This is a genomic window from Legionella adelaidensis, from assembly GCF_900637865.1.
Lineage (GTDB): Bacteria > Pseudomonadota > Gammaproteobacteria > Legionellales > Legionellaceae > Legionella_A > Legionella_A adelaidensis.
Window position 1 is genome coordinate 184,222 of the sequence record NZ_LR134418.1, and the last position, 24,597, is coordinate 208,818.

The window sequence follows — 24,597 nt, forward strand, 5'->3', positions numbered from 1 at the left end:
GGAAAAGAATATGGTATGGCAAAGACTGACGAGTATAACACAGAAGTTTTATCTTAAATCGGTTTGTTTTCTCTGTAATCAAGCACATTCCCACAGCAAGGTGATTTGTGCTGATTGTACCAATTACCTTGATCCTATAGGGGCTGCTTGTTTCAGTTGCGCTACCCCACTGCCCCAAAGTGATTATTTAGTATGCGGGCGATGCATTAAGAAAAAACCGCATGTGGATAGCATGCAAGCTGCTTATTATTTTACAGAGCCACTGCGAAGTATTATGCATGAATTTAAATACAAGGGCGGAATTTATCTTACCCAATTTTTAGCGGAACTAATGTTGGAAAAGACGCCAGAAACTATTTTACACAGTGAATGTTTTATTCCCATACCGCTACATTACAAGAAATTACGGCAACGTGGGTTTAATCAAGCGGCCGAATTGGCTAAATATTTAGGGAAAGTACTGGGAATTCCGGTAGAGTTAAATTGTTGTAAAAAACAGATAATGACACCCGCACAGGCGGAATTAAGAGGCGTAAAGAGAAGGCAAAATTTACGCGATGTTTTCAGTATTTCTTCCATTACCTATAAAAACATTACGCTTATTGACGACATTATCACCACGGGTAGTACGCTGAACGAACTAGCCCGTATGATAAAAAAAAATTCTGCTATCACTATCCATGCCTGGGGATGTGCTAAAGCGGTTTAGGCCATTAATGTTGTTCTATTAATATCCTTGGCACTTTCTTCCCAGTGCTTCTCCCTTCCCATGTTAACAAGTTTTTCAAATAAAACTTTATCAGCCACCAGCTGATAATCAATCTGTGTGTCGGCTCCAAAAATTATGTCCATCAGCGGGAGCTCTGCATTTAAATCACTATCTTTTAAACCGTTTATCAGCGCTTTTGCCGATCGCGTTTCACAATAATTGGCATGAAAAAAACCCAAAGTCGTATAGCTTGCGGTAATTCGAACCAGCTCAAGAATAACTTTTCTTATTTGATCATCAGTAAGACGATTTGCTGTGTGATCGACCAGCAGGGATAAATCGCGTAATAATTTTCCTTTATGTCCATATCTGCTTTGAAAGGAGAGCGCATCAGAGCAACGATAAATTAATGATTTCAACGCAGCCACAGTACTTGGTCTAACCGAATGCGGTCTGCATGTATTTTCTTGAAATACCGCCTCCGTTTTGTCCGTGGTAAATGCAGAAGTATCTAATCGAATACCAAATAAACGGGTATACTGCTCTGAAATAGACCGTAGTTTTTTTTGTAAAATGTGTTGTTGTTGCTCAGTAAAATCGGGGGCATCAACTACGTCCCTTAAATGAGAAGAAGCTGCTGCAAAGGCACGTAAACTCTTAAATAAATCCTCTAACAAGCTCCCTATGATATCAGTCATCGTCCGGCTGCTACTATTGTCTCTAATTAAAATTTGACGATCGATTTCTTTTATTTTTTCCCCTACTTGTGTAAATTCAACCGATACTCTTCTGATCGCATCTTTTAAAAAAGCTTGAAAGCCTTTATGTTGGAGGAAATTACGATAATTAAAAGTCAGTTCCGTAATACTGTCTAATAATTTGGTAACTTGGGTTAACCTATATTGTTTTTTGGGAAATTCATCAATTAACGCTTCTGAATCTGCATTCATGGTAATGAATGCAGAGAGCATTAAATTATAATATCCTCTATCGCGCACCCAATTTCTATTAATAAATTCTACTTGCTCGATTCCGCTAAAAATGGGAACCTCGGTAGCCTTTGATTTTTCTGCTACCTCTGTACTTCTTTCCGTATCAACGCTTACACCATAATCCTCTATAACCAAAGTAATTAACGGGATAAGCCGTCTTGCAGTCAATACCATTACTTGCTCTTCTGACGCATGACCAAATATTTTCCCGTGCCCTAAATCCCTTTTGCAAACAGCTTGTATTGGCTCTACAAACTCGTGGTAGAAACTTTTTAATTGTTTACTAAATAAGCTAAAAGTTCCTCCTTGTTTAAGGAGTAAGTCTAAGAGCCTCCTTCTTTCATCTTCAGGAAGGTGGCAAAAAATAATTAATAGGTCGATTACTGTATTAAGCTTGTGATTCACTCCAGCCGTTCTGTGAGGAATATCTTTAAAAGGTAAAAAATAATCTAAAATAGCCGGATTTCCATTCAAAATGATATTTAATGCACTTACAAGTTCCGCAATATTCCCTGCAGCCTTGTCATCCGGTATTTTTTCCCCAGGCGTTTCTTCTCGCGTGAAAACAATTTCAAATACACTGGTATCCATTCTCCTGATAACTTCATGGGCTCTATTGGCTACATCCTGTATATTTAATTCCTGGGTAAGTTCTTTTTCATAGGCCTCGTGTAATGCACGAATATGTGCCTCCACCATTTGTACATATTCATCCAAATGATTTTGCTCATTTGCAATTTTATGAATAAATGGCCGTCGGTCTCTATTTAATAGATTATTTACAAACTGCGCGGCTTCCCTGCATAAGGCAAGTGAATCGCTAACACTTAATGGATACCCCGTCTCAGGATCTACCGGATGTTGCAAGTGCCAAAGCAGATTAGCTAACGTGATCATTATAAACCGCGGGGCTTTTAAATCATTTAAGTAATTGGTCCCTTTAAATGTATGTTTTACCACCTCTACAGGTTTCCATTGCTTTTCAAAGACTCTGTCCAAATCTCCTAATATTTTTGGTAGTCTGCCATCTAAAAATAAACGAATTTCTCTACGTGCTACATCTAATGGTCTGCTGCTTGCAATAACTTGTCCCAGATGTTTGCTCATAGTTGAAAACGGAAGAACAGAATAAAGCCTGGAATGATGTTTATCCGTTAATGTATCTTCTTGTATACCAAAATATGGAGCCAGATGGTGTTCAGTATCTTTCGTCATCTCCACAAATTGATGGACTACCAATTGCTCAGTTTCAAGTCTTCCTTCCTCACAATCCGTTGGAATTTCCATGGCTCCAATTTTACATTTCCTGATAACTTTATCGTAATCTAAACGCGCATCATTTAATTCACTTATTGCGTGACGAATAGCCATGGCAGCGCCAACTACAGCAACCACTGCCAAGCCAATAATTTCTTTTTGTTTAGCTATCTCGGAAAGAAAGGAGGTAGCAGTAGCCCCCCCCGGGACTAAGCTCGTTACCATCGCTTCGGCAACTGTTGTTAATTCACTGGCGCCTTTTAAAGCACCAGCACGAAGAGCTACTTCCGAAACTTTTGTGGGGTTTGTCATATTTATTAAACAATAAGGAAAAGAGCTAGAAATTATGCATTAATTTTGTCAAAAAAAGAACATTGAAGGATTTATTTATTATGTAGTTATGCCGCAAGGCTAACACGCTTTACAAATTTTTTTGTGGGTCCGGGGCACCAACTTAGGCAAAGTAACGATTTAAGTCGTTCAGGATAAGCTGTATGGTGAAAAGAATAAAAAATATACACATTAAGCGGAATATTAAAATTTCCAAGGCTATCGAAAGAGGTTTACCACGAATTTTTTCAAGTAATGCATAGAGAATTCCTCCCCCATCCAAACCGGGAATAGGTAATATATTCACAACAGCAACGGATATACTTAAATTGGCAATAAAATTTAAAAATACAAGAAAACCCTGTTCTAAAGAATTAATTATTAAAGAAAAAATACCTATAGGGCCCAGAAGCAGTGCAAACGGCAATGTACCGGTTACAATTTGCTTTAATAAAAGTATAAAAAATATCACCAGATTTTGAATCTCTTGCGCGGCTTTTATCATTGCCTGCAATAAATTTATGCCAGGTACTATTTCCGGTTTTTCCGAAGGCAAAACTATGATCCCGATACTTTTTAAAAGATTTTCATCCTTTTGATAGTGCCACCGGTTTAGATGAAGCATAGTTTTTTTGCCTTCTCCCGTAGAAGTAATAAGCTCTACCGGAACTTCATTTTGTCCAAGTGAAATTAATAATTGTAATCCTGCCTCTCGCCATGAGGGTGTACTCTTGTTATTAATAGCCAGAAAACGATCACCTGCTGCAATTTGTGCTTGTGCAGCAATACTTGCGGGATCTACTTCAGAAATCACAGGCGCTAGCCGTTGGTAACCCATCACATGGATAATTATTAACGCGACAAAGGCAATGAAAAAATTAGTCGCTACACCAGCTACTAACACCGTTATTCGTTTCCAAATAGCTTGTTTATCAAAAGCATATTTTTCTTCACTTTTCTTAACAATACCAATCCGCGTGTTTAATAATTCTACATACCCTCCTAACGGCAATAACCCCCAAACCCATTCCACTTTATTTTTATTGGTCCACTTTATAAGGGGAGGCCCGAAACCGATAGCAATGCGCTTAATTTTAATTCCCAGAAAATAAGCAGCCAATGCATGGCCTGCTTCATGCAGGCCAATAACTAATAGCAAACTTAAAATAAGAGCAATAAGAGAGACTAACAAAATATTAATACTCAGATTTTTATTTACGAGTATTATCTACTATTAATTTTAAAATAGGTAATTTTCGACGGGGTTCAAACTCCTGTCCTTCACGATATACTTCAAAAGTTCGATAAGCTTGATCGGTTTCGCTATCTACCAACTCGACATCTTGCCCTCTATCATCTACCAGCGTTATCGTTAAATGCATTTCCCGAAATTCGGCAATATGATAACGCTCCTTAAATAATTGGAGGACCCCTTGCAAACTTTCTAATGCTTCTTCACTGTTGTGATTGCCTTGAAAGATGATTTCCATTTTTTCCCTCACTGCAGGATTTTCAAAAGGGTTACCTTATTTAACGGCTGGAAATTACAGTTCTTTAGAAAAAGTTTCAGGGTACAAATCCTCGTCTAAATGCAGTACAATTCCCCCTATTACTTACTAGCTTAAATACCATGGTTTTTGTTGCTTGCGGATTTAATCATAAATCAGCTTCTTTAAATTTTCGCGAAAAAGTAGCCCTGACTGCAGAGAATCAGGATTTGTTACTTTATAAGCTTATAAACTCTAATGCTGCCAACGAAGCTGTTGTTATGTCCACTTGTAACCGCACAGAAATTTATTGTGAAAGCAGTTCGATAGAACATCTTTCTCACGTAGTCGCTGACTTTCACCAATTGCCGGAACAAAGCATCAAGCCGCATTTTTATGTACATACTGGCAATCAGGGTATTCGCCATATTCTACGCGTAGCCAGCGGTTTAGATTCCATGATGATTGGTGAGCCACAAATATTTGGGCAAATAAAACGCTCGTATGAATTTGCTTATCAATTAGGGAGTGTTAAAGAAAATTTACAAAAAATTTTCCCCTTTGTTTTTAAAGCCAGCAAACGGATTCGTACCCATAGTGGCATTGGCAATAATCCCGTATCTATCGCTTTTGCGGCCGTTCAGTTAATTGAAAAAGCGTTCAAAAATTTTGAACCTTTAACTGTACTTATCATTGGTTCAGGTGAAACCTCAAGTTTAGTGGCCAAGTACTTACACAAAAACGGGGCTTCAAAATTCATTATAGCTAGTCGCACGGAAGACAATGCTAAAAATTTGGCTCACAACTTTAATGGCGTAGCCGTTTCCATTATGGACCTACACCAGCATCTGGTAAAAGCAGACGTAGTCATTTCCGCTACTGCATGCCCTTTCCCTTTTATTAACCAAAGTTTGATAAATGACGTATTAAAGCAACGAAATCAGGCCCCACTTTTCTTATTAGATTTAGCTGTCCCAAGAGATATTGAAGCCAATGTTGCTGAAATAGAGAATGTCAGCCTCTTCAATATTGACGACTTGGAAAGTATCGTTGAAAAAGGCAGGAGTGAACGCCAAGAAGCGGCTCTCAAAGCGGAACAGCTAGTTGAAATAGAATTAGAAGAATATATACGTTGGCACCGTTCACTCCGGGCGAACCAGGTTATTTGCGATTATCGCAGTCAAATGAAAGAGCTTACACAAGCTGAATTACAGCGTGCTTTACAAAAACTGGCTTCCGGGCAATGCCAAGAGATAGTTTTGAACGAATTCGCCAACCGGCTATTAAATAAATTAACCCACTCACCAACGGTAGGGTTAAAGGAAGCAGCACAAGATAACCGAATCGAGTTACTTGACTTTGCTAAATACATTCTCCAAGGCAATAATTCTATTTATGAAGAAGTCACTTGAAATTAAATTAGAACAACTATTAGAGCGCTTCCAAGAAGTGGGTAGGCTTTTATCCGAGTCTTCTGTAATAGCTGATCAAAACCAGTTTAAATCGCTATCTAAAGAATATGCGCAATTAGAGCCTATCGCTAATTGTTTTGATCAGTATATGCATGCACGCAAGGATCTTGAATCGTTGGAGGAAATGGTTGCCAGTGACGATCAGGAGATGGCAGCGATGGCCCAGGAAGAAATTCCCTCTTGTAAAGAGAAAATTGCCACCTTAGAAGAAGAGTTACAATACCACTTGATTCCCAAGGATCCTGACGACGAACGTAATATTTATTTAGAAATCCGTGCCGGTACAGGCGGTGACGAAGCAGCTATATTTGCCGGGGATCTCTTCCGTATGTATAGCCGTTACGCAGAAAGCCGGGGCTGGCCAGTAGAAGTAATTAGCGCAAATCACGGAGAACATGGGGGTTATAAAGAAATCATTGCCCGAGTAAGCGGCCAAAATGTTTATTCGCAATTGAAATTTGAATCAGGTACTCATCGTGTGCAGCGAGTTCCAGAAACAGAATCACAGGGACGGGTTCACACCTCTGCCTGTACCGTTGCAATTTTACCTGAAATCGATGAAATTGACGAAATTGCTATTAATCCGGATGAATTAAGAATTGATACCTACCGTTCATCAGGAGCTGGTGGGCAGCACGTTAATAAAACTGACTCTGCTATTCGTATTACTCACTTACCAACGGGGGTGGTTGTTGAATGTCAGGATGAACGTTCACAACATAAAAATCGCGCAAAAGCTATGGCTTTGCTAAAAGCGCGTCTATTAGACGCAGAACAAACAAAGCAAAGGCAACAACAAGCCCAAACGCGTAAATCGCTTGTTGGCAGCGGTGATCGCTCAGAGCGCATTCGTACGTATAATTTTCCACAAGGGCGGTTAACGGACCACCGTATTAACCTTACCCTTTATCAACTTAATGAAGTAATGACCGGACATTTAACCGACGTTATTGATGCATTACAACGGGAACATCATGCTGAACTATTAGCCGAATTAGGGCAACATGATTGATGCGACCGGGGGTGCGGATGAAGATGGATACACTATAAAGACACTATTGCAAAATGCTGTCGCTTCCTTAGCCCCGTTCAGCTCTACGGCCCAAATTGATGCAGAGATATTACTGGCATTTGTCATTCAGAAAAATCGCACCTTTCTTTACACTTATCCTGAATTAAAATTAAACAAGCAGGAAGCGCAAATATATATTAATTTAGTGCAACAGAGAAAAAATGGCCTTCCTATTGCTTACATAATAAGCCAACGCGATTTCTGGTCCTTTACCCTAAAAGTTACACCGGATACCCTTATACCAAGGCCAGAAACAGAATTATTAGTGGAAATAGGTTTAAAATTATTAAGTGATAAAGAACAAGCTAAGGTTTTAGACTTAGGAACCGGTACCGGTGCCATTGCTATTGCGCTAGGGTTAGAGAGACCACATTGGAAAATTCTGGCGGTAGATAAAAATTTAAAAGCATTAGCGGTGGCGATTGAAAATGCAAAAGATTTGGAAGTAACCAATATTCTTTTTGCCCAATCCGATTGGTTCTCTGATGTTGGCACAGAAACATTTGATTTAATTGTCTCAAACCCTCCTTATATTGCGGAAAATGACCCTCACCTGGGAGCGGGAGATCTACGATTTGAGCCGCAGGGTGCTTTAATTAGCGGGGACCAAGGACTATCTGACATTTCCACTATTATTGATCACAGTGTTAACTATTTATCTCCCGGAGGGGTATTGCTTATAGAACATGGCTTCGAACAAAGGAAAGCAATATTTGAGAAATTGTCAGCAAAAGGGTATAAAGAAATATCCTGTTGGCAAGATTATGAAGGAAGAGATCGTTGCTCTGGGGGAAGAAAACCACTTTAATGGGGAGATGTTAAATTTATGCACACCCCCTTATTTTAGGCTATAGTTGATGAATAACAATATTTTTGGTATACCTAGCCCTTTTAATTAACTGGGGAGCCAAAGATTAAAAGGGATACCTTAGCAGGAGGCGGTCTATGCCAGAGCAATTAATTGATTTAACTAATGAGAGTGAACACAACGTGAAAAGTGACACAGTTAGCAGCATGGGGATAGCTCCTTACCAAGAAAAGGACGGCGAAGAATACATGAATGAAAGCCAGTTGGCTCATATTGAAAAAATATTACTAGCCTGGCGTCAGTCTCTTATGGAAGAAGTAGACCGCACAGTAACCCATATGAAAGACGAAGCTGCCAATTTTCCTGATCCTTCCGATAGAGCAAGTCAAGAAGAAGAGTTTAGTTTAGAATTACGCACGCGCGATCGTGAGCGTAAATTAATCAAAAAAATCGAAGATGCATTAGAGCGATTACGCGACGATGACTTTGGTTATTGTGAAGCATGCGGTATAGAAATCGGCCTCCGCCGCTTGGAAGCACGCCCTACCGCAACATTGTGTATTGACTGTAAAACCCTTTCTGAAATAAAAGAGCGGCAAAATCAGGGAAGTTAACCAGCTTATTACTTTTGCATGTAAATGTAACCTGGTTGCTAGCCAACCAGGTTTTCCTGCCTTCAATACATGTCTTTTACCGACAAAATTGACTCCTGGTTGAGGCAACAACTACTACAAAACTACGAGACTTTAGCCCCTACCAATACCCCTCAACTTCCCGCAAGATTCTTTGCACCGTACCCTGATTCGCTTGCATTACCCTACTAGCGTTACTAACTAAATCTTCATACTGCTCAGGAGACAAATAAAGCTCACTAACCACATCAACCAATTCTTGCCCATTTTTAGCTACCCTTAGGGCATTCTTGTTACACAATCCCTCAAAAATTTCGCGGCTATTTTGCATGTAGGGCCCGGTTACTACTGGTTTTTGTAACGCTATAGGCTCGAGAACATTATGGCCGCCAATAGTAGAAATTATACTTCCTCCTACAAACGCAAAATCAGATAGTTTATAAAACGTCAAAAGCTCGCCCAAGCTATTAACAATAATAACCTCGGTCTTAGCGTTACTTTTAAATTCCGTGCGTAATTGTGTATTGAACCCATATTTTTTACTTAATTGGAAAACATGCTCAAAACGTTCCGGATGTCGGGGAGCAATTAACAGGAGTATGTTGGGAATTCTTTCTTGTAGTTTTGGCAAATGTTTTAATATCTCTTCCTCTTCCCCTTCATGCGTACTCGCCGCAATAAATACAGCCCGCTCTTGCCCCCAGACTTCTTTCATTTGTAGAAGTTCTTCTTTGAAGTGAGCATTTAACTTAATATCAAACTTTATATTTCCGCAATTGGCAACCCGTTGATTAGCTGCGCCTAATTCTATAAAACGCGTTGAATCAATATCACTTTGCGCTAATATCTTGGTAAATTTTCTAACCACTGATTGGAAAAAGAACTTCGTTTTTAAATAACTTTGAAAAGCTTTATCCGAGATACGTGCATTGACAAGAAAAAGAGGAATTTTACGTTTATTAGCATGATGGATTAAATTTGGCCATAATTCCGTTTCCATGATCACCGCTATTTTGGGCTTGTATTGGGCAAAAAAGCGTCTTGTTACCCAACCTAAATCATAAGGAACATATTGATGCACTACCTTTTCAGCAAAACGTTTTATTATTTGCTCGGATCCAGTAGGCGTCATAGTGGTAATCAATACTTTTTTATTCTTCGCCAAAAATTGCTCTATTAAGGGTACAGCAGCAACAACCTCGCCTAAAGATACTGCGTGCAACCATACGTCTACTGGTTTTGCAGGGCCTTCTAAACAAAAGCGCTCTTTAATTCGTTGACGATAAGCAGGTAATTTTTTTCCTTTCCAATAAAGTCTTATGAGTAAAAGCGGAGATAGCAGGTTAAATAAAAACGAGTAAATGAATCGCATGGCTTTTAAAAGCTTATAAAAAGCAAATTATACGCTATTTTATTAACCAGCGGAATTTATAATAAATATCTTAGTACATGACAAAATTGGGATGTACTAAGATAAATATACCTGTGATCTATCTTATTGTCTGAAGCCCACGCGCAGAGGAAGATATGATAAAACCAAACTGTTATATAATTGTTAATTTTCCCTTCTATCAGTATAAAAAAAGACAAACTCCAGCTAAAATATATTTATCTTGTAAATATCCAATTTGAATAGCAGGTTTTGTTTAATGAATTTACGCGAGTTTTTTACCGCTCACACTTGGTGGGGAAAAATATTTGGTGCATTCCTTGGTTACTTAATGGCAGGTCCTGTTGGAGCTCTTTTTGGCCTCCTCATTGGAAATTTTTTTGATCATGGTTTGGCGGAACATTTTTCTCGTCCTCATTGGCTTTATCATGCAGAAAAAAGAGGAGTGGTGCAAAAAATATTTTTTGAAGCCACTTTTTCCATTATAGGACATATTGCTAAAGCTGACGGGAGAGTATCCGAGAAAGAAATCCAAATGGCAGCTACTTTAATGGATGAAATGGGTTTAAATGGCAAACAACGGGAAGAAGCAAAGAGATACTTTAGGGAAGGTAAAAAAACAACTTTTAATGTAACTCATATTTTGCAACTTTTAAAAGAAGTTACTCAGGATAACCCCGACTTATTACGCTTATTTTTAGATATTCAATACAGATCTGCGTGTGTAGACGGGTTGTCTCAGCCAAAACTCACGGCCATGAACATTGTCTTACGTCATCTCGGTTTTGCGCCCTTACATCAGCAGAATCGTTTTTATGAAGATTTTTTTAATCAATATCAGCAATATAGTCGTCAGCATACTTCCAATAATCAGTATTCTCGTACCTATCAAAGTACATCACATTTAGATCAGGCTTATGCCATTCTAGAAATTAACCCGAATGCATCCAAACAAGAGGTAAAAAAGGCTTATAGGAAGCTTATAAGCCGAAATCACCCTGATCGCCTAATTGCGAAGGGCTTACCTGAAGCAATGATAAAAATGGCTAATGACAAAACACAGAAAATAACGAAAGCATACGAAGCCATTTGCAAGAGTAAAGGATGGTAATTGGGCTTCCCTGACGAGCAGCTAGGCTATGATCTGGAGTCACCTAACTAAAGTAGCCCGGTTGCTTGTCAACCGGGGGACTTCTCATATTATCTTCAGAGTTTATAATTAACCAAATACTTCCCCTGCCTTTTCAAGGATTCTCATCGCATGGGCCGCCATAATTTTGTGAGCGGGACCTGTAGGATGCACTTCATCGAAGAATAAGTAATCGTCACAATTTCTTGGTGCAGGTTTGGTTACTTTTGCAGCGATTTTTAGCATGGATGGTGGGGCTACTTCCCATTCAACCTCTTCATCATCATCTTTGGTACATGATTCATTTACATTAGAGAAATAACTTCCTTTCAACATCTCATTAAATACTTCATTTACATCCAGGTACGTCCATTTAATGTCTGAACGTTTGGATTGATAATCTGCAATTAAAGAGGCCAACTCATCATTATGTTTCAAACTAATGGAAGAAAGTAATTCTGTGACCCCGAAAGTAGGAGCTAAAGGAGTTTTGCCCAGATCGGGTAAATTTACAATAAGAAAATGTTTAGCACCTTTTTCTACCAGACGCTCTAATTGGTTTTTGATTCCTTGAATCACGGGGTAGGTTTCCATATCTTCATCAAGAGATAAATAATTGTTAGAACCAATCCAAACGATATAAAGACTGTTTGGGTCGGCAACTTTATTTACCAGAAAATAACTATCCACTTGTCCGCGTAGAGAAAAAGGGCCACTTTCCGATTCATCTACTGAAGCGCCGCCGAAAGCATAGTCAACCAATTGAATTTGTGGAGCCGGTTGCTGTTTATTTTTGTAATTAGAGACCAATAATTCTACCCATACCAAGCCGTTCGTAAAACGACCTTTGTAGTAAGGAGGAGAGATGGGTAATTGATGTTTCATATATTCATAAAGGTTGCCGTTATCAGACAAACTATCACCAAAAACGACAATTTTGTGTAAAGGCGTGGCAGATACCATCGTCGTAAACAAAAACGCGATAATGGAGATAAGAATTTTCATAGGAACCTTATTTTGTTATGGTTAACGTGATTGATTATAAGCATGAAAAAAATTACGAATCAATGTAAATTTTATACTTTATTACCAGTTACAGAACATAATACTCTCATATAGACCTTGATTTGCAATATTAGACAAGTGTGTGATTAATTTTGAAGTTTGTAAGTAATTAGAAACAATATGGGTTTATAAAGAGCAAATGAAAGTTGACCATAGACAGAGGCATCCTCACTCTTTATTCAGCCCTTGTCATTCCCGCGTAGGCGGGGAATGACAAGGGCCTACCCATTTAACCCAAGGAAACCAGTTTTAATTGTCTACCACAAACCCAAGCTTTATTTAGATCTTGGAAAATTTCTTTGGACATCCCTTTAGGCAATTTTACAATAGAATGGTCATCATTAATTTTTAAACCAGTGATATAACGGCTTTGGATGCCCGCTTCGTTAGCGATGGCCCCTACGATATTACCCGGCTTAACACCATGAATTCTTCCCACGTCTAGTCGAAAGACTTCATGGGCATAGTCTTCTACTTTACTTCTTTTTCGGTCTCGTTCGCCAAACCGTGGATTCTTTCCTTCTGATTTACCATTTTTTATTTTTACTTTTTCTTGTTTAACCTGGGGTAAAGAAATGGAGTTCTTCCAACCTTTATCACTATTTAATTTTAGAGCCAAGGCTGCCGCTACTTCGACAGCGGAGACCTCGTTTTCTTTAAGAAAATTTTCAATAATTTGTTGGTACTCTTTCAAATTTTCATTGTCTAAACGAGTGGTAATATTATTAATAAAACGTTTGTGTTTAGCGGCTAAAATAGCCTGATCGTGTGGAACATTAATTTTTTCAATACGTTGACGAGTATGTCTTTCGATTAAACTGAGCATGCGTGATTCTCTCGGCGTAACAAATAAAATTGTTACTCCGCTTCTTCCTGCACGACCTGTTCGGCCAATTCGATGAACATACGTTTCACAATCTTGTGCGATATCATAATTGATAACATGCGTCACGCGATCTACATCCAGGCCTCTGGCAGCTACATCAGTAGCAACCAAGATATCAATAGTACCTTGTTTAAATTGCGCAATAATACGTTCGCGTAAAGCCTGGCTTAAATCCCCATGGATTGCCATTGCTTTATGATCATACTGCTGTAACAGTTCGGCTACTTCTTCTGTACTGCTTTTAGTACGTACAAAAACAATAACTCCTTGAAAATCTTCGCTTGCTAACACACGCAATAAAGCGTCTGGTTTTTGCATTTGATTCGCAAATAAAAAACGTTGCTCAATTGATTTTACCGTAGCAGTTGCTGATTTAATTTCAATAGAAACAGGATCATTTAAATAGCAATTAGCAATTTGTCGTATTCGACTGGGCATGGTAGCGGAGAACAAAGCCATTTGCTTAGTCTCTGGGAGTTTTGCCAATATCGTTTCTACATCTTCAATAAAACCCATTCGCAACATTTCATCTGCTTCATCTAAAACAAATGTATTAAGGTTGCCTAATTGCAAGGTACCTCGATCAAGGTGGTCAAGAATCCTTCCCGGTGTTCCAACAACAATTTGCGCCCCTTCTCGCAATTGCTTCAATTGAGGACGGTAATCTTGTCCCCCACAAAGAACAACTACCTTTATCCCCGCTTGTTTTGTACTTAATGAAGAAAAACTCTCGGCAACTTGAATAGCTAATTCTCTGGTAGGCGCAAGAATAAGCGCTTGGGTTTCTTTAACCGCCACTTGCAACCGTTGCAAAATAGGTAAAGCAAAGGCAGCTGTTTTACCAGTACCTGTTTGTGCTTGTCCAATTACGTCTCGACCTTGCAAAAGCCAGGGAATGGTTTGTTGTTGAATAGGTGAGGGCGTTTGATAATTTAATTCCTCAATAGCTTTTAATAAAGGGGGAGATAAGCCCAAAGAAGCGAAGGAAGGTGTAGCTTGTGTCATGAATAATCCTGAAAAAAAATCAAATTAGGTATGCTAATAGATTAATGAATGTAAAAACTGATCAGTATCATAGCAGAAATTAAAGCAAAATGCACATTTATTATATGCAGCAAACCACTTTTCTTTCTCATACTTGTATGCAGTATGTCGCACATAACTTATAAAAGTGCCGCTAAATGACTCGCTTGCTTAATTGCATGTCTTGCATCTAATTCTAAAGCTTTGTACGCGCCTCCCACCAGGTGAACGGACTTCCCTGCTGCTTTTAAGGGGGCAAATAAGCCCTTGGATTCTAACTGGCCGGTGCATAAAATAATAGAATCCACAGCTAGAAGAACTGGTGTTTCATCTATGATAAGATGTAACCCCTCATCATTAATGCGAATATACTGCACCCCTGAAATCATTTTTACTTTTTTATGTTTCAATGAGCTTCTATGAATCCAGCCAGTAGTTTTTCCTAACCGTTTACCCATTTTTTCCTGTTTTCTTTGCAATAAAAAAACTTCTCTATCACAGGCAAAAATTTCGGGTGTTTTCAAACCTCCCCGTGAATTACCACTAAGATCAATCCCCCACTCTTGATAAAAATTTAAATAGGGATCTTGGTAAGGGTTGTGAACCAACCATTCTGCGACATCAAAACCAATCCCCCCGGCTCCCATAATAGCTACTTTTTTTCCAGGTTCTTTTCTTCCTTCTATTACTTCAATGTAAGTCATCACTTTCGGGTGATTAATTCCTTCTAATTCGGGAATGCGTGGAGTAACCCCTGTTGAAACGATAATATCGTCGTAATTTAATAAATCATTGGTAGTAGCTTCTTTATTGAGAACTACCTGAACATTATATTTTTGTAATTGGTGTGAAAAATAATCAATGGTGTATTGAAACTCATTTTTACCAGGAATTTTTTTCGCTAAATTAAATTGTCCACCCAAAACATTATTCTTTTCGAATAAAGTAACCTCGTGACCTCTTTCGGCAGCCACTGCGGCAAATGCCAGCCCAGCAGGTCCTCCCCCTACTACTGCAATCTTTTTCGGCTGGCGAACAGCTGAATATATTAATTGGGTTTCGTTAGCCGCTCGTGGATTAACTAAACAAGTAGCCTGTTGGTTTTGAAATACTAAATCGAGACAGGCTTGATTGCATGCAATACAAACATTAATAGAATTCTGCTCTCCACTCTTTGCCTTTTCTACAAATAAAGGGTCTGCAAGGAATGGTCTCGCTAGAGAAATCATATCAGCTACATTATCTTCGAGCAGTTTATTAGCAATGACTGGCGTGTTAATACGATTTGAAGTAATAATCGGAATAGAAATTTCCGATTTCAATTTTTTAGTAATTTGCGTAAATGCAGCGGGAGGAACCATGGTGGCAATAGTTGGGATTCTCGCTTCATGCCAACCAATTCCGGTATTGAGCAGAGTAACCCCTGCTTCTTCAAGTGCCTTGGCAAGAAAAATAACCTCTTCCCAATTACTACCCTGGGGAATTAAATCCAGTAAAGACAGTCTAAAGATGATTATAAAGTCTTTCCCTACTTTAGCTCTGATAGATCTTACGATTTCTAATGGAAAACGAATACGATTTTCATACGCGCCACCCCATTCGTCTACTCTTTTATTAGTATGAGTAACGATAAATTGGTTTATCAAATACCCTTCGCTTCCCATCACCTCCACCCCATCATAACCTGCTTCTTTAGCTAAATAAGCACAGCGGGCAAAATGGGCAATAGTCTTTTTAATTTGAAACTTACCAAGTTTCCAAGGGGTAAAAGGACTAATGGGAGACTTTATACGGGAGGGTGCAACAATAAAAGGATGATAGCCATATCTGCCAGCATGTAAAATTTGTAAAACAATTTTTCCATCCGCTTCATGAACCGTATCTGTAATTAAAGTATGGCGATTTTTTTCTTTATTATTGGTAAGCTTTGCCGCAAAAGGAGCCAAGCGGCCTGAACGGTTGGGAGCAAACCCTCCAGTAACGATAAGCCCTACTCCTCCTTGAGCGCGCTCACGATAAAACATAGCTAACCGGTTCAGGCTTTCCTTATCCTCTTCCAAACCTGTATGCATGGATCCCATTAGCAACCGATTTTTCAGTGTGGTAAATCCTAAGTCCAACGGCTGAAAAAGAGCTGAAAATGGTTTTTTGTCAACACAAAGTTCCATGTGATTTACCATGTTTTATTTTCTGAGAAAAGGATCCCTTAAAATAACAGTAGAGTTTCTTTCCGGGCCGGTAGAAATCATATCTATGGGAATCTCTAATAAAGCCTCGAGACGGTTAATATACGCTAAGGCATTTTTAGGAAATTGATCCAATGAAGTGATGTCCGCTGTAGATTCAAACCATCCTGGTAATTCCTCATATATAGGCTCAAGACCTATAAAATCCTCTGCCGCCTGGGGAGGTCTCGATAGTGTGTTTCCATTTTTATCTTTATAACCTACTGCTACCTGGATTGTTTCTAATCCATCTAATACATCTAACTTAGTCAGACAGATACCAGAAATACTATTCAGCTCAATAGAACGTTTTAGTAATACCGCGTCAAACCAACCACAACGACGCTGCCTACCAGTTACCGAGCCAAATTCATTTCCTCTTTCGGCTAAACGTTTACCCGTTTCATCAGTTAGCTCAGTGGGAAAAGGACCGCCCCCCACGCGGGTGGTATACGCTTTTGTTATTCCTAAAATATAATCCAGATAAAGCGGGCCAAAACCTGCGCCATTTACTACGCTTCCTATACAAGTATTTGATGAAGTCACAAAAGGATAGGTACCGTGATCAATATCTAAATAAACCCCTTGAGCACCCTCAAATAAAATGTGATCACCTTTCACACGATGTTCATGCAACCGCGACGTCACGTCAGTTAGCATGGGTACTATTTCTTTAGCCCACTGAGTAGCCTCTTCTAGAATACTTTGAATTTCTACTTCAGGCTGTTGGTAATAATTTTTTAGAATAAAATTGTGATATTGCAATAAATCTTTCAGCTTATGTTTAAACCTTTCGCTATCGAGCAAGTCCCCGACTTTAAGCGCTCTGCGGGCAATTTTGTCTTCATAAGCCGGACCAATTCCCCTTCCTGTGGTACCAATCGCTTCAGAACCACCTTTATGAGTTTCTCTTGCCTTATCCAAAGCAACGTGTGAGGGTAATATAAGCGGACAAGCCGGACTAATATGTAAACGGCTACGCACTTGAATTCCTTTCGCTTCTATCTCATTTATTTCTTCAATTAACGCTTTAGGAGATAAAACCACCCCGTTACCTATGTAACAGCGAACGTGGGAGCGAAGAATGCCAGACGGAATTAATCGCAAAACCGTTTTTTCGCCATTTATCTTCAATGTGTGCCCCGCGTTGTGTCCGCCTTGATAACGAACGACTACCTGGGCATCATGAGTTAGTAAATCTACAATTTTACCTTTACCCTCATCACCCCATTGCGTACCCACAACTACTACATTCTTACCCATAAACGTATTTTTCCTACTTTAAACAAATCGTAAATAAAAAAGGGTTAAGTGTGCTTAACCCTTTTCTTAATTCTGAACTTTTCCTAGCATTCGGTAAACTCGTTCTTTCACCGTCTGCATCAACATAAAATCTCCGCTCCCTCACGGTCACGGCTCGATAACCGCCCGTCAGTAAGCGGGATTTTCAATAATAAAACCCAATTATAAAGAATTCTTTACAGTAACACCATTCCCTTTTGCCATTCCGTGCTTAAAGTAATTAAAGAATTCACTGCTTTGGTCTAACACGAGAATATCTTGTTTTTGATTAAAACTACCTTCGTATGCCTTTAAGCTGCGGTAAAAAGCAAAAAAGTCTTTATTTTTATCATAAGCTTCTGCATAAATGGCAGCGGCCTTTGCCTGGCCTTGGGCTCGTATTTTTTGCCCTTCGCTACGGGCTTTAGCTAATACCACAGTGACCATAGCATCGGCTCTTGCTTGTATAGCTTCTGCTTCCGCATGCCCGTCAGCACGATGACGGTTGGCAATTTGTTGCATATGTGCCCGCATACGTTGATAAATAGCATTACTCGTATTTTCAGGCAGCTCAATTCCTTTAATACGAACATCAACGACATGGATACCCAATTGACCAGCTTGCTGTTCTGCTCGGTCCCTTAAAACGACCATCAAATCGTCACGTCCACCGGAAACAACATCTGATATGGTGCGTTTACCAAATTGCGCGCGTAAGGACGTATTTAATTGCTGCTCCAATAAAGTTTCAGCCTTTAACTCATTACCACCCGTCGATTTAAAGTATTGAGGAATGTTGTCAATACGCCACTTAACATAATAGTCAACAATCACGTCTTTTTTCTCACGCGTTACGATACGTGACGACTTAATGTCCAAAGTCTGTATTCGCGTATCAAAAACACGTACTTTTTCAATAAAGGGAAGCTTGAAATGCAAGCCCGGGTTTACTACTTTTACCTGTTTCGAATCAGTGTCTTCAACTAAACGCCCTAGACGTAAAAGTATCCCATGTTGACCTTGGGTAATCGTAAATACACTAGTGATTAAGAGCAAAAGTACAAAAAAACCTAAAACAGCTAATAAAGTGCGTGTACCGTTCATTATTCACTCCTTCCCAAACGCTCTGTGGGTCTTATTGTTTCTCGCCCATCAAATAAATCACCCCCACCAGCCTCACCTTGGGTTGCATTAGCTACAGTAGCCTCCGGTTTACTGTTTTCGGCAGTGTTTGGTTGATTGTTTTGGGAAAATAATTTCTCCAGGGGCAAATAAAGTAAATTCCCTGCTTTATTGTCCACAATGATTTTAGTACTTCGACTTAAAACTTGTTGCATCGCTTCTAAATACATACGCTCACTGGTCACATAAGGTGAGCGAGAATATTGAGGCAACAACTCTAAAAACTCTGCTGTTTCCCCTTGGGCTTTTAATACCACTTGCTCGGCATACGCAGTGGCTTCTGCCTGAATTCGTTGTGCATTTCCTTCTGCAATGGGAACTACACGTGCTTCATAAGCGCGTGCCTGATCCTTAAACCGCTTTTCGTCTTCTTGCGCTTTTATTGCATCATCAAAGGCATCTTGCACATTTTCGGGAGCTCTTGCAGGTTGGGGTGAAACATTCACAATAGCAATACCTGTTTTATATCCTGCTAAAATTTTTACAAGTGTATCTTGCACACTATTGCCCCATGCTTCGCGACCTTCGGTAATCATCTGATCTAATGTTGTCTGCCCCACAACTTGCCGTAATGCGCTAGAAGTAGCTTGTTTTAAACTTTCTTCCGGATCAGCGACGTTAAATAAATACTCTTGTAAATCACCGATACGGTATTGCACAGCAATAGCAACCGAAACAAGATTTTCATCTTTAGTTAACATTTGGCCGGAATAGGAATAATCGGCGACACGGTCTATGTTTACGATTATTTTTGAAGAAATAAGTCTTGGGATCCAATGAGGTCCTGGCCCTACTGTTTCAACATATTTTCCAAAGCGAAGAATAGCTGCTTGCTCTGCGGGATCAACAATGAAAATTCCAGAGAGAGCCCAGATAGCAAATGCCACAAAAAATATGATCAACGCTAAAAATTTACCATTTGAACGGTTATCATCACCAGACTCGGGTGGAGAAGAGTTTCTTAAAAAAGTTTTTTTTAATTTATCTTGCAACCGCTTTAACGCCTCATCTAAATCCGGGGGTTGATTTTTCCCACTCCAAGGATCCTTATCTTTGTCGGGCTCATTCCACCCCATAATTTCTCCCGCCTTTTAACAAAAATAGCATTCTATACCCAAGATACTTCAAAATGCTAGGTTTTGAGCGATTCGATTTTTGCGTCTGGGAAATTAAAAAAAACGAGTAATGGTATTCCATTGCGAGATTTTTTTGATTTTCCAGGCACAAAAAGCGATAGATGAAAAATAGTATTTTGGAGTTTCTTGGGTATCTCCCCAAGATACTTCAAAATGCTAGGTTTTGAGCGATTCGATTTTTGCGTCTGGGAAATTAAAAAAAACGAGTAATGGTATTCCATTGCGAGATTTTTTTGATTTTCCAGGCACAAAAAGCGATAGATGAAAAATAGTATTTAAAGTTTCCGGGTACTCCCCCAACTAAGGGGTAGTTCTCGATAAATTATCCGATAAGTTTAATAATCCATTCTCATCAACAGGAGGCAAGGAATAAACGCGGCGCCCTGGAGGAGGTGGAGTAAAAAGTGCAGCCCTGCATCTGGAAGGAGCGATTAATGGCTCATTAGCCAAGCCTTTTAACTCGTTTAATAATTTTTTATGATCCGGCGTATATAAATGCAATAATTCAAAAACAGAAAACATCCACTGCTTTAGCCAACCATAAGTAAAAGGTTCATATATATGGTAAGCAAGAATGGTCTCCTCAAAGCGATGGGAAAGAATCTTTTCATGTAGTAATGATAAGCGTTCTTCAACTTCTTGCTCTTTATCTGAAGCAATAGCTTCTGCTTCCGCTATAAGTGCGGACTTTTGGTGGAGTGTATCGGCATTCTCAAATAATGGATGGCTATTTACTAAATGAAGTCTCGATTTCTCAACGTATGAATTCAACTGAGCGAATACTGCCATAATAGACTCTAGCTGGTTGTATTTTTTATAATTCTCCTGCTCAAAATCCAGAACGCGCAAGCTTATTGCATTCTCCAAAGATTCTTTTACATTATCGGTGCGCAACGCTTCTTCCACTAGCGCTGGTTGGTGACGGCGCAATACTGCTCTTAGCGCTTCTGAATACTCATCATTAACATGAATAAAATTACAATGCAAAGAAGCAGGTTTCAGTAGGCGTCTATATATTCTATTAGCATACTCAAGCTTATATTTCTTATGAACTTGTTCTTGGACTTGCCGCTCTGAAGCTAAATGGGCAATTTTTTCATTAGCAGAGTCAATAATTAATTTCTGCGTTCTTATCATCCCCTTACACCAGCTTTTAGCGACACGCACTAGAAACTCTATATTCTCTAAACGCGCACTTTCGTCAGAAAGATACGCATTAAGAAGGCTATCGGTAATTGAACTAGCATGACCTTTTCCCGCATTTACGCTAGCTAAGAATGGTCTTTCTTTTACTAAAAAAGGATGTAAAGCAAGAAAAGCGTGTTTTAAACAACTATTTTTTTGCTGTAAAGTTTCTTGGTCCGAAGGATGCGTTGTATTTTCTCTCTGAAAATCACTCAGGCAGATTTCAAATTCTTTTATCTTTTCCAGATGCTCATGCAATTCATTTTGTAGTACTACGGCAGATTCAATTCGCGCGGCTTGTTTTAACACGCGTTTATCATATACAGCTATGTTATCTATAAGGTTAAGGTGGGTAGAGGAAGAAAGATTTAAGGGTTCCAAAAGTCCTTTAAAAAATATGTCCAACAAGCGACTCAAAGGATTACTTATCAACCCTGGCTGTAAGAATAATTTATCTTCCCATTCATCGGCATGATTTAAAAGATCAACCAAGCACGTATTTTTAATATCTTCTAAATGCGCAGTGACGGTATCGTGCGTACAGGTACTTAATATACTTAATTTTTCTTGTAGGTGAGTATATAAACCATACATGGTGGGAAGGCTAAGAAATAACTGAAAAGAAGAGTCTGACCGAACGATAATATCGGCTATAGTTCTTGCCAGATTTTGACTATGCGATCGCGATGCTTCCACCTCCTCCGCCCGCAATGGTTGCTTCTTAACCCTCTTTTCTATGTGAACAGGTAATAATAACAAAGCATTTAGAACCAAGGTGATAGCATCTTTTCCCTTCATTTCTGGAGCAGCAGGTGGAATTTCCCACACGTAAATTTCTTTGACTCCCAAAAAAGCCTTTTTGAACGCTTGTAATTTTTCTTCTAAATCCTGTTTTATGAAATAAATGAAAGGGGTATTAGCTAATCTTTTTACAATTTCTGCAATTTCTCTGAAATGTTTGGCTGCTTTAAGGAAAGTTAAAACAAAAGTAACCTCCGTACTTTTTTCGCGAAGTTCTTCAAGATGCACAGCAGCCTGATGCAAATGAAAAGCACTATTACTTAACCTTCTTAAAATACCCAGGACTTCGGGCACTTCTAATGCAACCTGATCACTTACCATTTCGGGGTAAGGTACCTGGTCCATCATGGGGGTTAGTTCCCTGCGCATGGGTTGATTAAAAATGGTAAAGATCTGCTGTATATAACCGCGTAAATCGTGAGAGAATTTTGAGAAATGGGTGTGCGAGATAATAAATTCAGCTCGCGCAGCTGGGCTAAGTAAAGATAACTTTTCTAATTCGCCCTCTTCGCTAGTTTGTTTTTTAAACAACTGAACCATTTCCTTTTTCTTTTGCTCAAAACGGTCCTGAGCTGTAGCTAAAATATTTCCTAATGGTCTTAGGTTTTCTAGAATTACCTCTTGAGTAAGATTTGAGCTCTGATCTTCGTTAAAACAATTCACCAACGCTTTATCAAATGCAACTGTGTGCATCCCAAGTGCAGAAAAATAAAAATGGGCTTGAAAAAGGGAATACCATTTTTGAAATTTACTCCTTTTTTCTATATTTTGTGTATCCCCTAACTCCCAAAGTTCTACCAATCTTAAGAATTGTTCATAAGCAATTTGAGCTCTGGCTATCTCCTGCAGTTTAAAATCATAATAGGCAATTAAATCAACCACCTGATGGCCTGAAGGATGGTCTAAATAGTATTCGCCATCCAATTGATTAAAACGTGAATTTTCAAAATGGGAAGGAGATTGAAATATCTTGCGTTCGTCAATTAAATAAGGATTCAAGCTTCTACATGGATACACAGCAGGGTTACTATCCAAGATGACACTCGCCACCATATTTTCGTTTAATTGTACATGGAATTGATGATCCGCTACCGCTTTACGCAATTGAGATTGTAGAGCCCTCTCTAAAGGAATAACCTTTGTAACCTGCCCTTCCGCAAGAAACGAACTACTCCTTACTATGTGAGAAGATGGATTTAATCCCACAAGTATTATGTTATACATATGGGGCTCTATTTGCCTGACTAAATGATGAAAAAAAGAAAAATGAATTAACAGCTGTTTTCTAGTAAACGGAGGAAGTTCGCAAAGACGTAAACTTTTATATTTATCTTTTCTTAAGATGGCAAAGAAATTCTTTACTGCTATTTCTGACACTCTGAATAATGCTAAGGCTCTATTATGTTCTGATATCCGTTGATACGAATTTTGCAAGCGAAGTTGTAGGAATCGATCATCTTCAAGTGTTAAAAGCTCCCTTCCTTTCGCATTAAAATCAATGATTTTTTGTAAATGTTGAATACACAGATCATACAAACGACTTATTTTTTCCATGGTGGGTTTAGAGAGAGTTCCAGGAACTAACATGAACTCCACTTCTATTTTTTCAATAACTTCAAATAACTCGGGTAAGACCTTATATTTTAGTAAAGCTAATTTTTCGCGTAAAATATCTTGGGTAGAATCAGTTACATGCCCAATTTCTTTGAAAATACTCATGGTCAATATAATGGTATGACGGACCACAAATATATAATTGATGATTTTAATTGAAACTACAAAACGATTTGCTTTCAGATTTTCTAGAGAATGTAAGAGCTGCGAAGCATCCGCTTGGAGCCCTTCTAATTTTTTTTTGTCTATACTAGGCCCATGCTTGACAATACTTTCTGAGAGTTGCGCCACATATAGATTTAACCTATCCAGGTAATGGGGAATTCGCGCAGTAAATTGAGTAATAAATTCATAATCTACTTCCCCGGAATTTGCTTGCATTTGATCTAGCATAACTCCAACGGCAAGACCCGTATTTTTTACTATCCCTTCTATTTGTTCTTGTTTGGGAAGAGTGGCTCTCTGCTGGTATTGAACCGCAAGAGAAAATAATTGAGCTAAAATTGGCCTTAAAGTAGCTATTTCATTTGCAAAAATTTCTGGGAGGCTTACATCAAAATGCATTAACGGGAAAAGCGCTAAATAGACGTGGTGAAGGGTTTTACTATATAGCATCCGTAAATCAAGAATAGCCTGAATGGGCTTTAAAAGCCTAAAGTCTGTTTTTTCTACATCCAGAAGGGCTTGTTCCAGGTGATAAAGCGCATTAATACCTTTTTTTATTTGTGAAACAGGCGCCGGTTCTTCTTCAAAGTCTCTAAAAGGAACCTCGTCTTCATTAAGAGTTACCATAAAAGAACGCATTTCGGCACTGAAAAGAGGAGAGGTGAGTTTTTTAAGCAAATCTTCGCGAAGTTTTCTAATAACCACGGACAGATGCTTTCCTTTTAACTCTTCTAGTAACTCTAAATATTTCATCCA

Annotated in this window: 17 protein-coding genes; 6 read left to right on the plus strand and 11 right to left on the minus strand. The window is 38.9% G+C overall.

Annotated elements, in window-relative coordinates; genetic code table 11:
- The first annotated feature begins 223 nt into the window (after positions 1-223).
- Positions 224-709 carry a ComF family protein gene (locus EL206_RS01970; RefSeq protein ID WP_131739664.1) on the plus strand — a complete coding sequence of 162 codons (486 nt, stop codon included), beginning with the start codon at positions 224-226 and terminating at the stop codon, positions 707-709.
- Here EL206_RS01970 and EL206_RS01975 read toward each other — a convergent pair.
- The 3 genes from EL206_RS01975 to EL206_RS01985 form a co-directional block, all read right to left on the minus strand.
- Positions 706-3,270, minus strand: coding sequence for a hypothetical protein (locus tag EL206_RS01975; protein ID WP_058461167.1), 2,565 nt, complete (start codon positions 3,268-3,270; stop codon positions 706-708). The genes EL206_RS01970 and EL206_RS01975 overlap by 4 nt on opposite strands.
- 142 nt (positions 3,271-3,412) lie before the next feature.
- Positions 3,413-4,480 (minus strand): M50 family metallopeptidase, encoded by a 1,068-nt coding sequence (locus tag EL206_RS01980; protein WP_058461166.1) that lies wholly within the window; start codon positions 4,478-4,480, stop codon positions 3,413-3,415.
- A gap of 19 nt (positions 4,481-4,499) precedes the next feature.
- Positions 4,500-4,778, minus strand: coding sequence for a hypothetical protein (locus EL206_RS01985; protein ID WP_058461165.1), 279 nt, complete (start codon positions 4,776-4,778; stop codon positions 4,500-4,502).
- A 140-nt stretch (positions 4,779-4,918) separates the two neighbouring features.
- Between EL206_RS01985 and hemA the strand changes: the two genes are divergently transcribed.
- From hemA to dksA, 4 genes are all read left to right on the plus strand, one after another.
- Complete coding sequence (gene hemA / locus EL206_RS01990) at positions 4,919-6,187, plus strand: glutamyl-tRNA reductase (protein ID WP_058461164.1); 1,269 nt, start codon at positions 4,919-4,921, stop codon at positions 6,185-6,187.
- Positions 6,171-7,259, plus strand: coding sequence for a peptide chain release factor 1 (gene prfA / locus EL206_RS01995; protein ID WP_058461163.1), 1,089 nt, complete (start codon positions 6,171-6,173; stop codon positions 7,257-7,259). The genes hemA and prfA overlap by 17 nt, the downstream gene beginning before the upstream one ends.
- Complete coding sequence (gene prmC / locus EL206_RS02000) at positions 7,252-8,127, plus strand: peptide chain release factor N(5)-glutamine methyltransferase (RefSeq protein ID WP_084758805.1); 876 nt, start codon at positions 7,252-7,254, stop codon at positions 8,125-8,127. The genes prfA and prmC overlap by 8 nt, the downstream gene beginning before the upstream one ends.
- Before the next feature lie 206 nt (positions 8,128-8,333).
- Positions 8,334-8,741 (plus strand): RNA polymerase-binding protein DksA, encoded by a 408-nt coding sequence (gene dksA, locus EL206_RS02005; RefSeq protein ID WP_415097920.1) that lies wholly within the window; start codon positions 8,334-8,336, stop codon positions 8,739-8,741.
- Between the two features lie 139 nt (positions 8,742-8,880).
- Here dksA and waaA read toward each other — a convergent pair whose 3' ends face one another.
- On the minus strand, positions 8,881-10,131 hold the full coding sequence (gene waaA / locus EL206_RS02010) for a lipid IV(A) 3-deoxy-D-manno-octulosonic acid transferase (protein ID WP_058461161.1): 1,251 nt from the start codon (positions 10,129-10,131) through the stop codon (positions 8,881-8,883).
- A gap of 277 nt (positions 10,132-10,408) precedes the next feature.
- Between waaA and djlA the strand changes: the two genes are divergently transcribed.
- Positions 10,409-11,260, plus strand: coding sequence for a co-chaperone DjlA (gene djlA / locus EL206_RS02015; RefSeq protein WP_058461160.1), 852 nt, complete (start codon positions 10,409-10,411; stop codon positions 11,258-11,260).
- Between the two features lie 108 nt (positions 11,261-11,368).
- Here the strand turns inward: djlA and EL206_RS02020 are convergent, their stop codons facing one another.
- From EL206_RS02020 to EL206_RS02050, 7 genes are all read right to left on the minus strand, one after another.
- On the minus strand, positions 11,369-12,283 hold the full coding sequence (locus EL206_RS02020) for an SGNH/GDSL hydrolase family protein (protein WP_058461159.1): 915 nt from the start codon (positions 12,281-12,283) through the stop codon (positions 11,369-11,371).
- A gap of 289 nt (positions 12,284-12,572) precedes the next feature.
- Positions 12,573-14,234 (minus strand): DEAD/DEAH box helicase, encoded by a 1,662-nt coding sequence (locus EL206_RS02025; RefSeq protein ID WP_058461158.1) that lies wholly within the window; start codon positions 14,232-14,234, stop codon positions 12,573-12,575.
- 158 nt (positions 14,235-14,392) lie between these two features.
- Complete coding sequence (locus tag EL206_RS02030) at positions 14,393-16,420, minus strand: NADPH-dependent 2,4-dienoyl-CoA reductase (RefSeq protein WP_058461157.1); 2,028 nt, start codon at positions 16,418-16,420, stop codon at positions 14,393-14,395.
- A 15-nt stretch (positions 16,421-16,435) separates the two neighbouring features.
- A complete protein-coding gene (locus EL206_RS02035; protein WP_058461156.1) occupies positions 16,436-17,740 on the minus strand; it encodes an adenylosuccinate synthase in 1,305 nt (434 codons plus the stop codon).
- 201 nt (positions 17,741-17,941) lie between these two features.
- Positions 17,942-18,862: a protease modulator HflC gene (gene hflC / locus EL206_RS02040; RefSeq protein ID WP_058461155.1), complete on the minus strand. Its 921-nt coding sequence runs from the start codon at positions 18,860-18,862 to the stop codon at positions 17,942-17,944.
- The gene (gene hflK, locus EL206_RS02045) at positions 18,862-20,016 is read right to left on the minus strand and encodes an FtsH protease activity modulator HflK (protein WP_058461154.1); all 1,155 of its coding nucleotides are present in this window, start codon (positions 20,014-20,016) and stop codon (positions 18,862-18,864) included. Before hflK ends, hflC begins: the two co-directional genes overlap by 1 nt.
- A 360-nt stretch (positions 20,017-20,376) precedes the next feature.
- Positions 20,377-24,594: a hypothetical protein gene (locus EL206_RS02050; protein WP_058461153.1), complete on the minus strand. Its 4,218-nt coding sequence runs from the start codon at positions 24,592-24,594 to the stop codon at positions 20,377-20,379.
- Positions 24,595-24,597: the final 3 nt, after the last annotated feature.

Bases quoted from the DNA above. Each gene is read 5' to 3' on its own strand.
- hflC (WP_058461155.1), bottom strand. From the start codon at position 18,862: ATGAACGGTACACGCACTTTATTAGCTGTTTTAGGTTTTTTTGTACTT.
- hflK (WP_058461154.1), bottom strand. From the start codon at position 20,016: ATGGGGTGGAATGAGCCCGACAAAGATAAGGATCCTTGGAGTGGGAAA.
- EL206_RS02035 (WP_058461156.1), bottom strand. From the start codon at position 17,740: ATGGGTAAGAATGTAGTAGTTGTGGGTACGCAATGGGGTGATGAGGGT.
- EL206_RS02050 (WP_058461153.1), bottom strand. From the start codon at position 24,594: ATGAAATATTTAGAGTTACTAGAAGAGTTAAAAGGAAAGCATCTGTCC.
- prfA (WP_058461163.1), top strand. From the start codon at position 6,171: ATGAAGAAGTCACTTGAAATTAAATTAGAACAACTATTAGAGCGCTTC.
- EL206_RS02025 (WP_058461158.1), bottom strand. From the start codon at position 14,234: ATGACACAAGCTACACCTTCCTTCGCTTCTTTGGGCTTATCTCCCCCT.
- prmC (WP_084758805.1), top strand. From the start codon at position 7,252: ATGATTGATGCGACCGGGGGTGCGGATGAAGATGGATACACTATAAAG.
- djlA (WP_058461160.1), top strand. From the start codon at position 10,409: ATGAATTTACGCGAGTTTTTTACCGCTCACACTTGGTGGGGAAAAATA.
- EL206_RS02030 (WP_058461157.1), bottom strand. From the start codon at position 16,420: ATGGAACTTTGTGTTGACAAAAAACCATTTTCAGCTCTTTTTCAGCCG.
- waaA (WP_058461161.1), bottom strand. From the start codon at position 10,131: ATGCGATTCATTTACTCGTTTTTATTTAACCTGCTATCTCCGCTTTTA.
- hemA (WP_058461164.1), top strand. From the start codon at position 4,919: ATGGTTTTTGTTGCTTGCGGATTTAATCATAAATCAGCTTCTTTAAAT.
- EL206_RS01985 (WP_058461165.1), bottom strand. From the start codon at position 4,778: ATGGAAATCATCTTTCAAGGCAATCACAACAGTGAAGAAGCATTAGAA.
- dksA (WP_415097920.1), top strand. From the start codon at position 8,334: ATGGGGATAGCTCCTTACCAAGAAAAGGACGGCGAAGAATACATGAAT.
- EL206_RS01975 (WP_058461167.1), bottom strand. From the start codon at position 3,270: ATGACAAACCCCACAAAAGTTTCGGAAGTAGCTCTTCGTGCTGGTGCT.
- EL206_RS02020 (WP_058461159.1), bottom strand. From the start codon at position 12,283: ATGAAAATTCTTATCTCCATTATCGCGTTTTTGTTTACGACGATGGTA.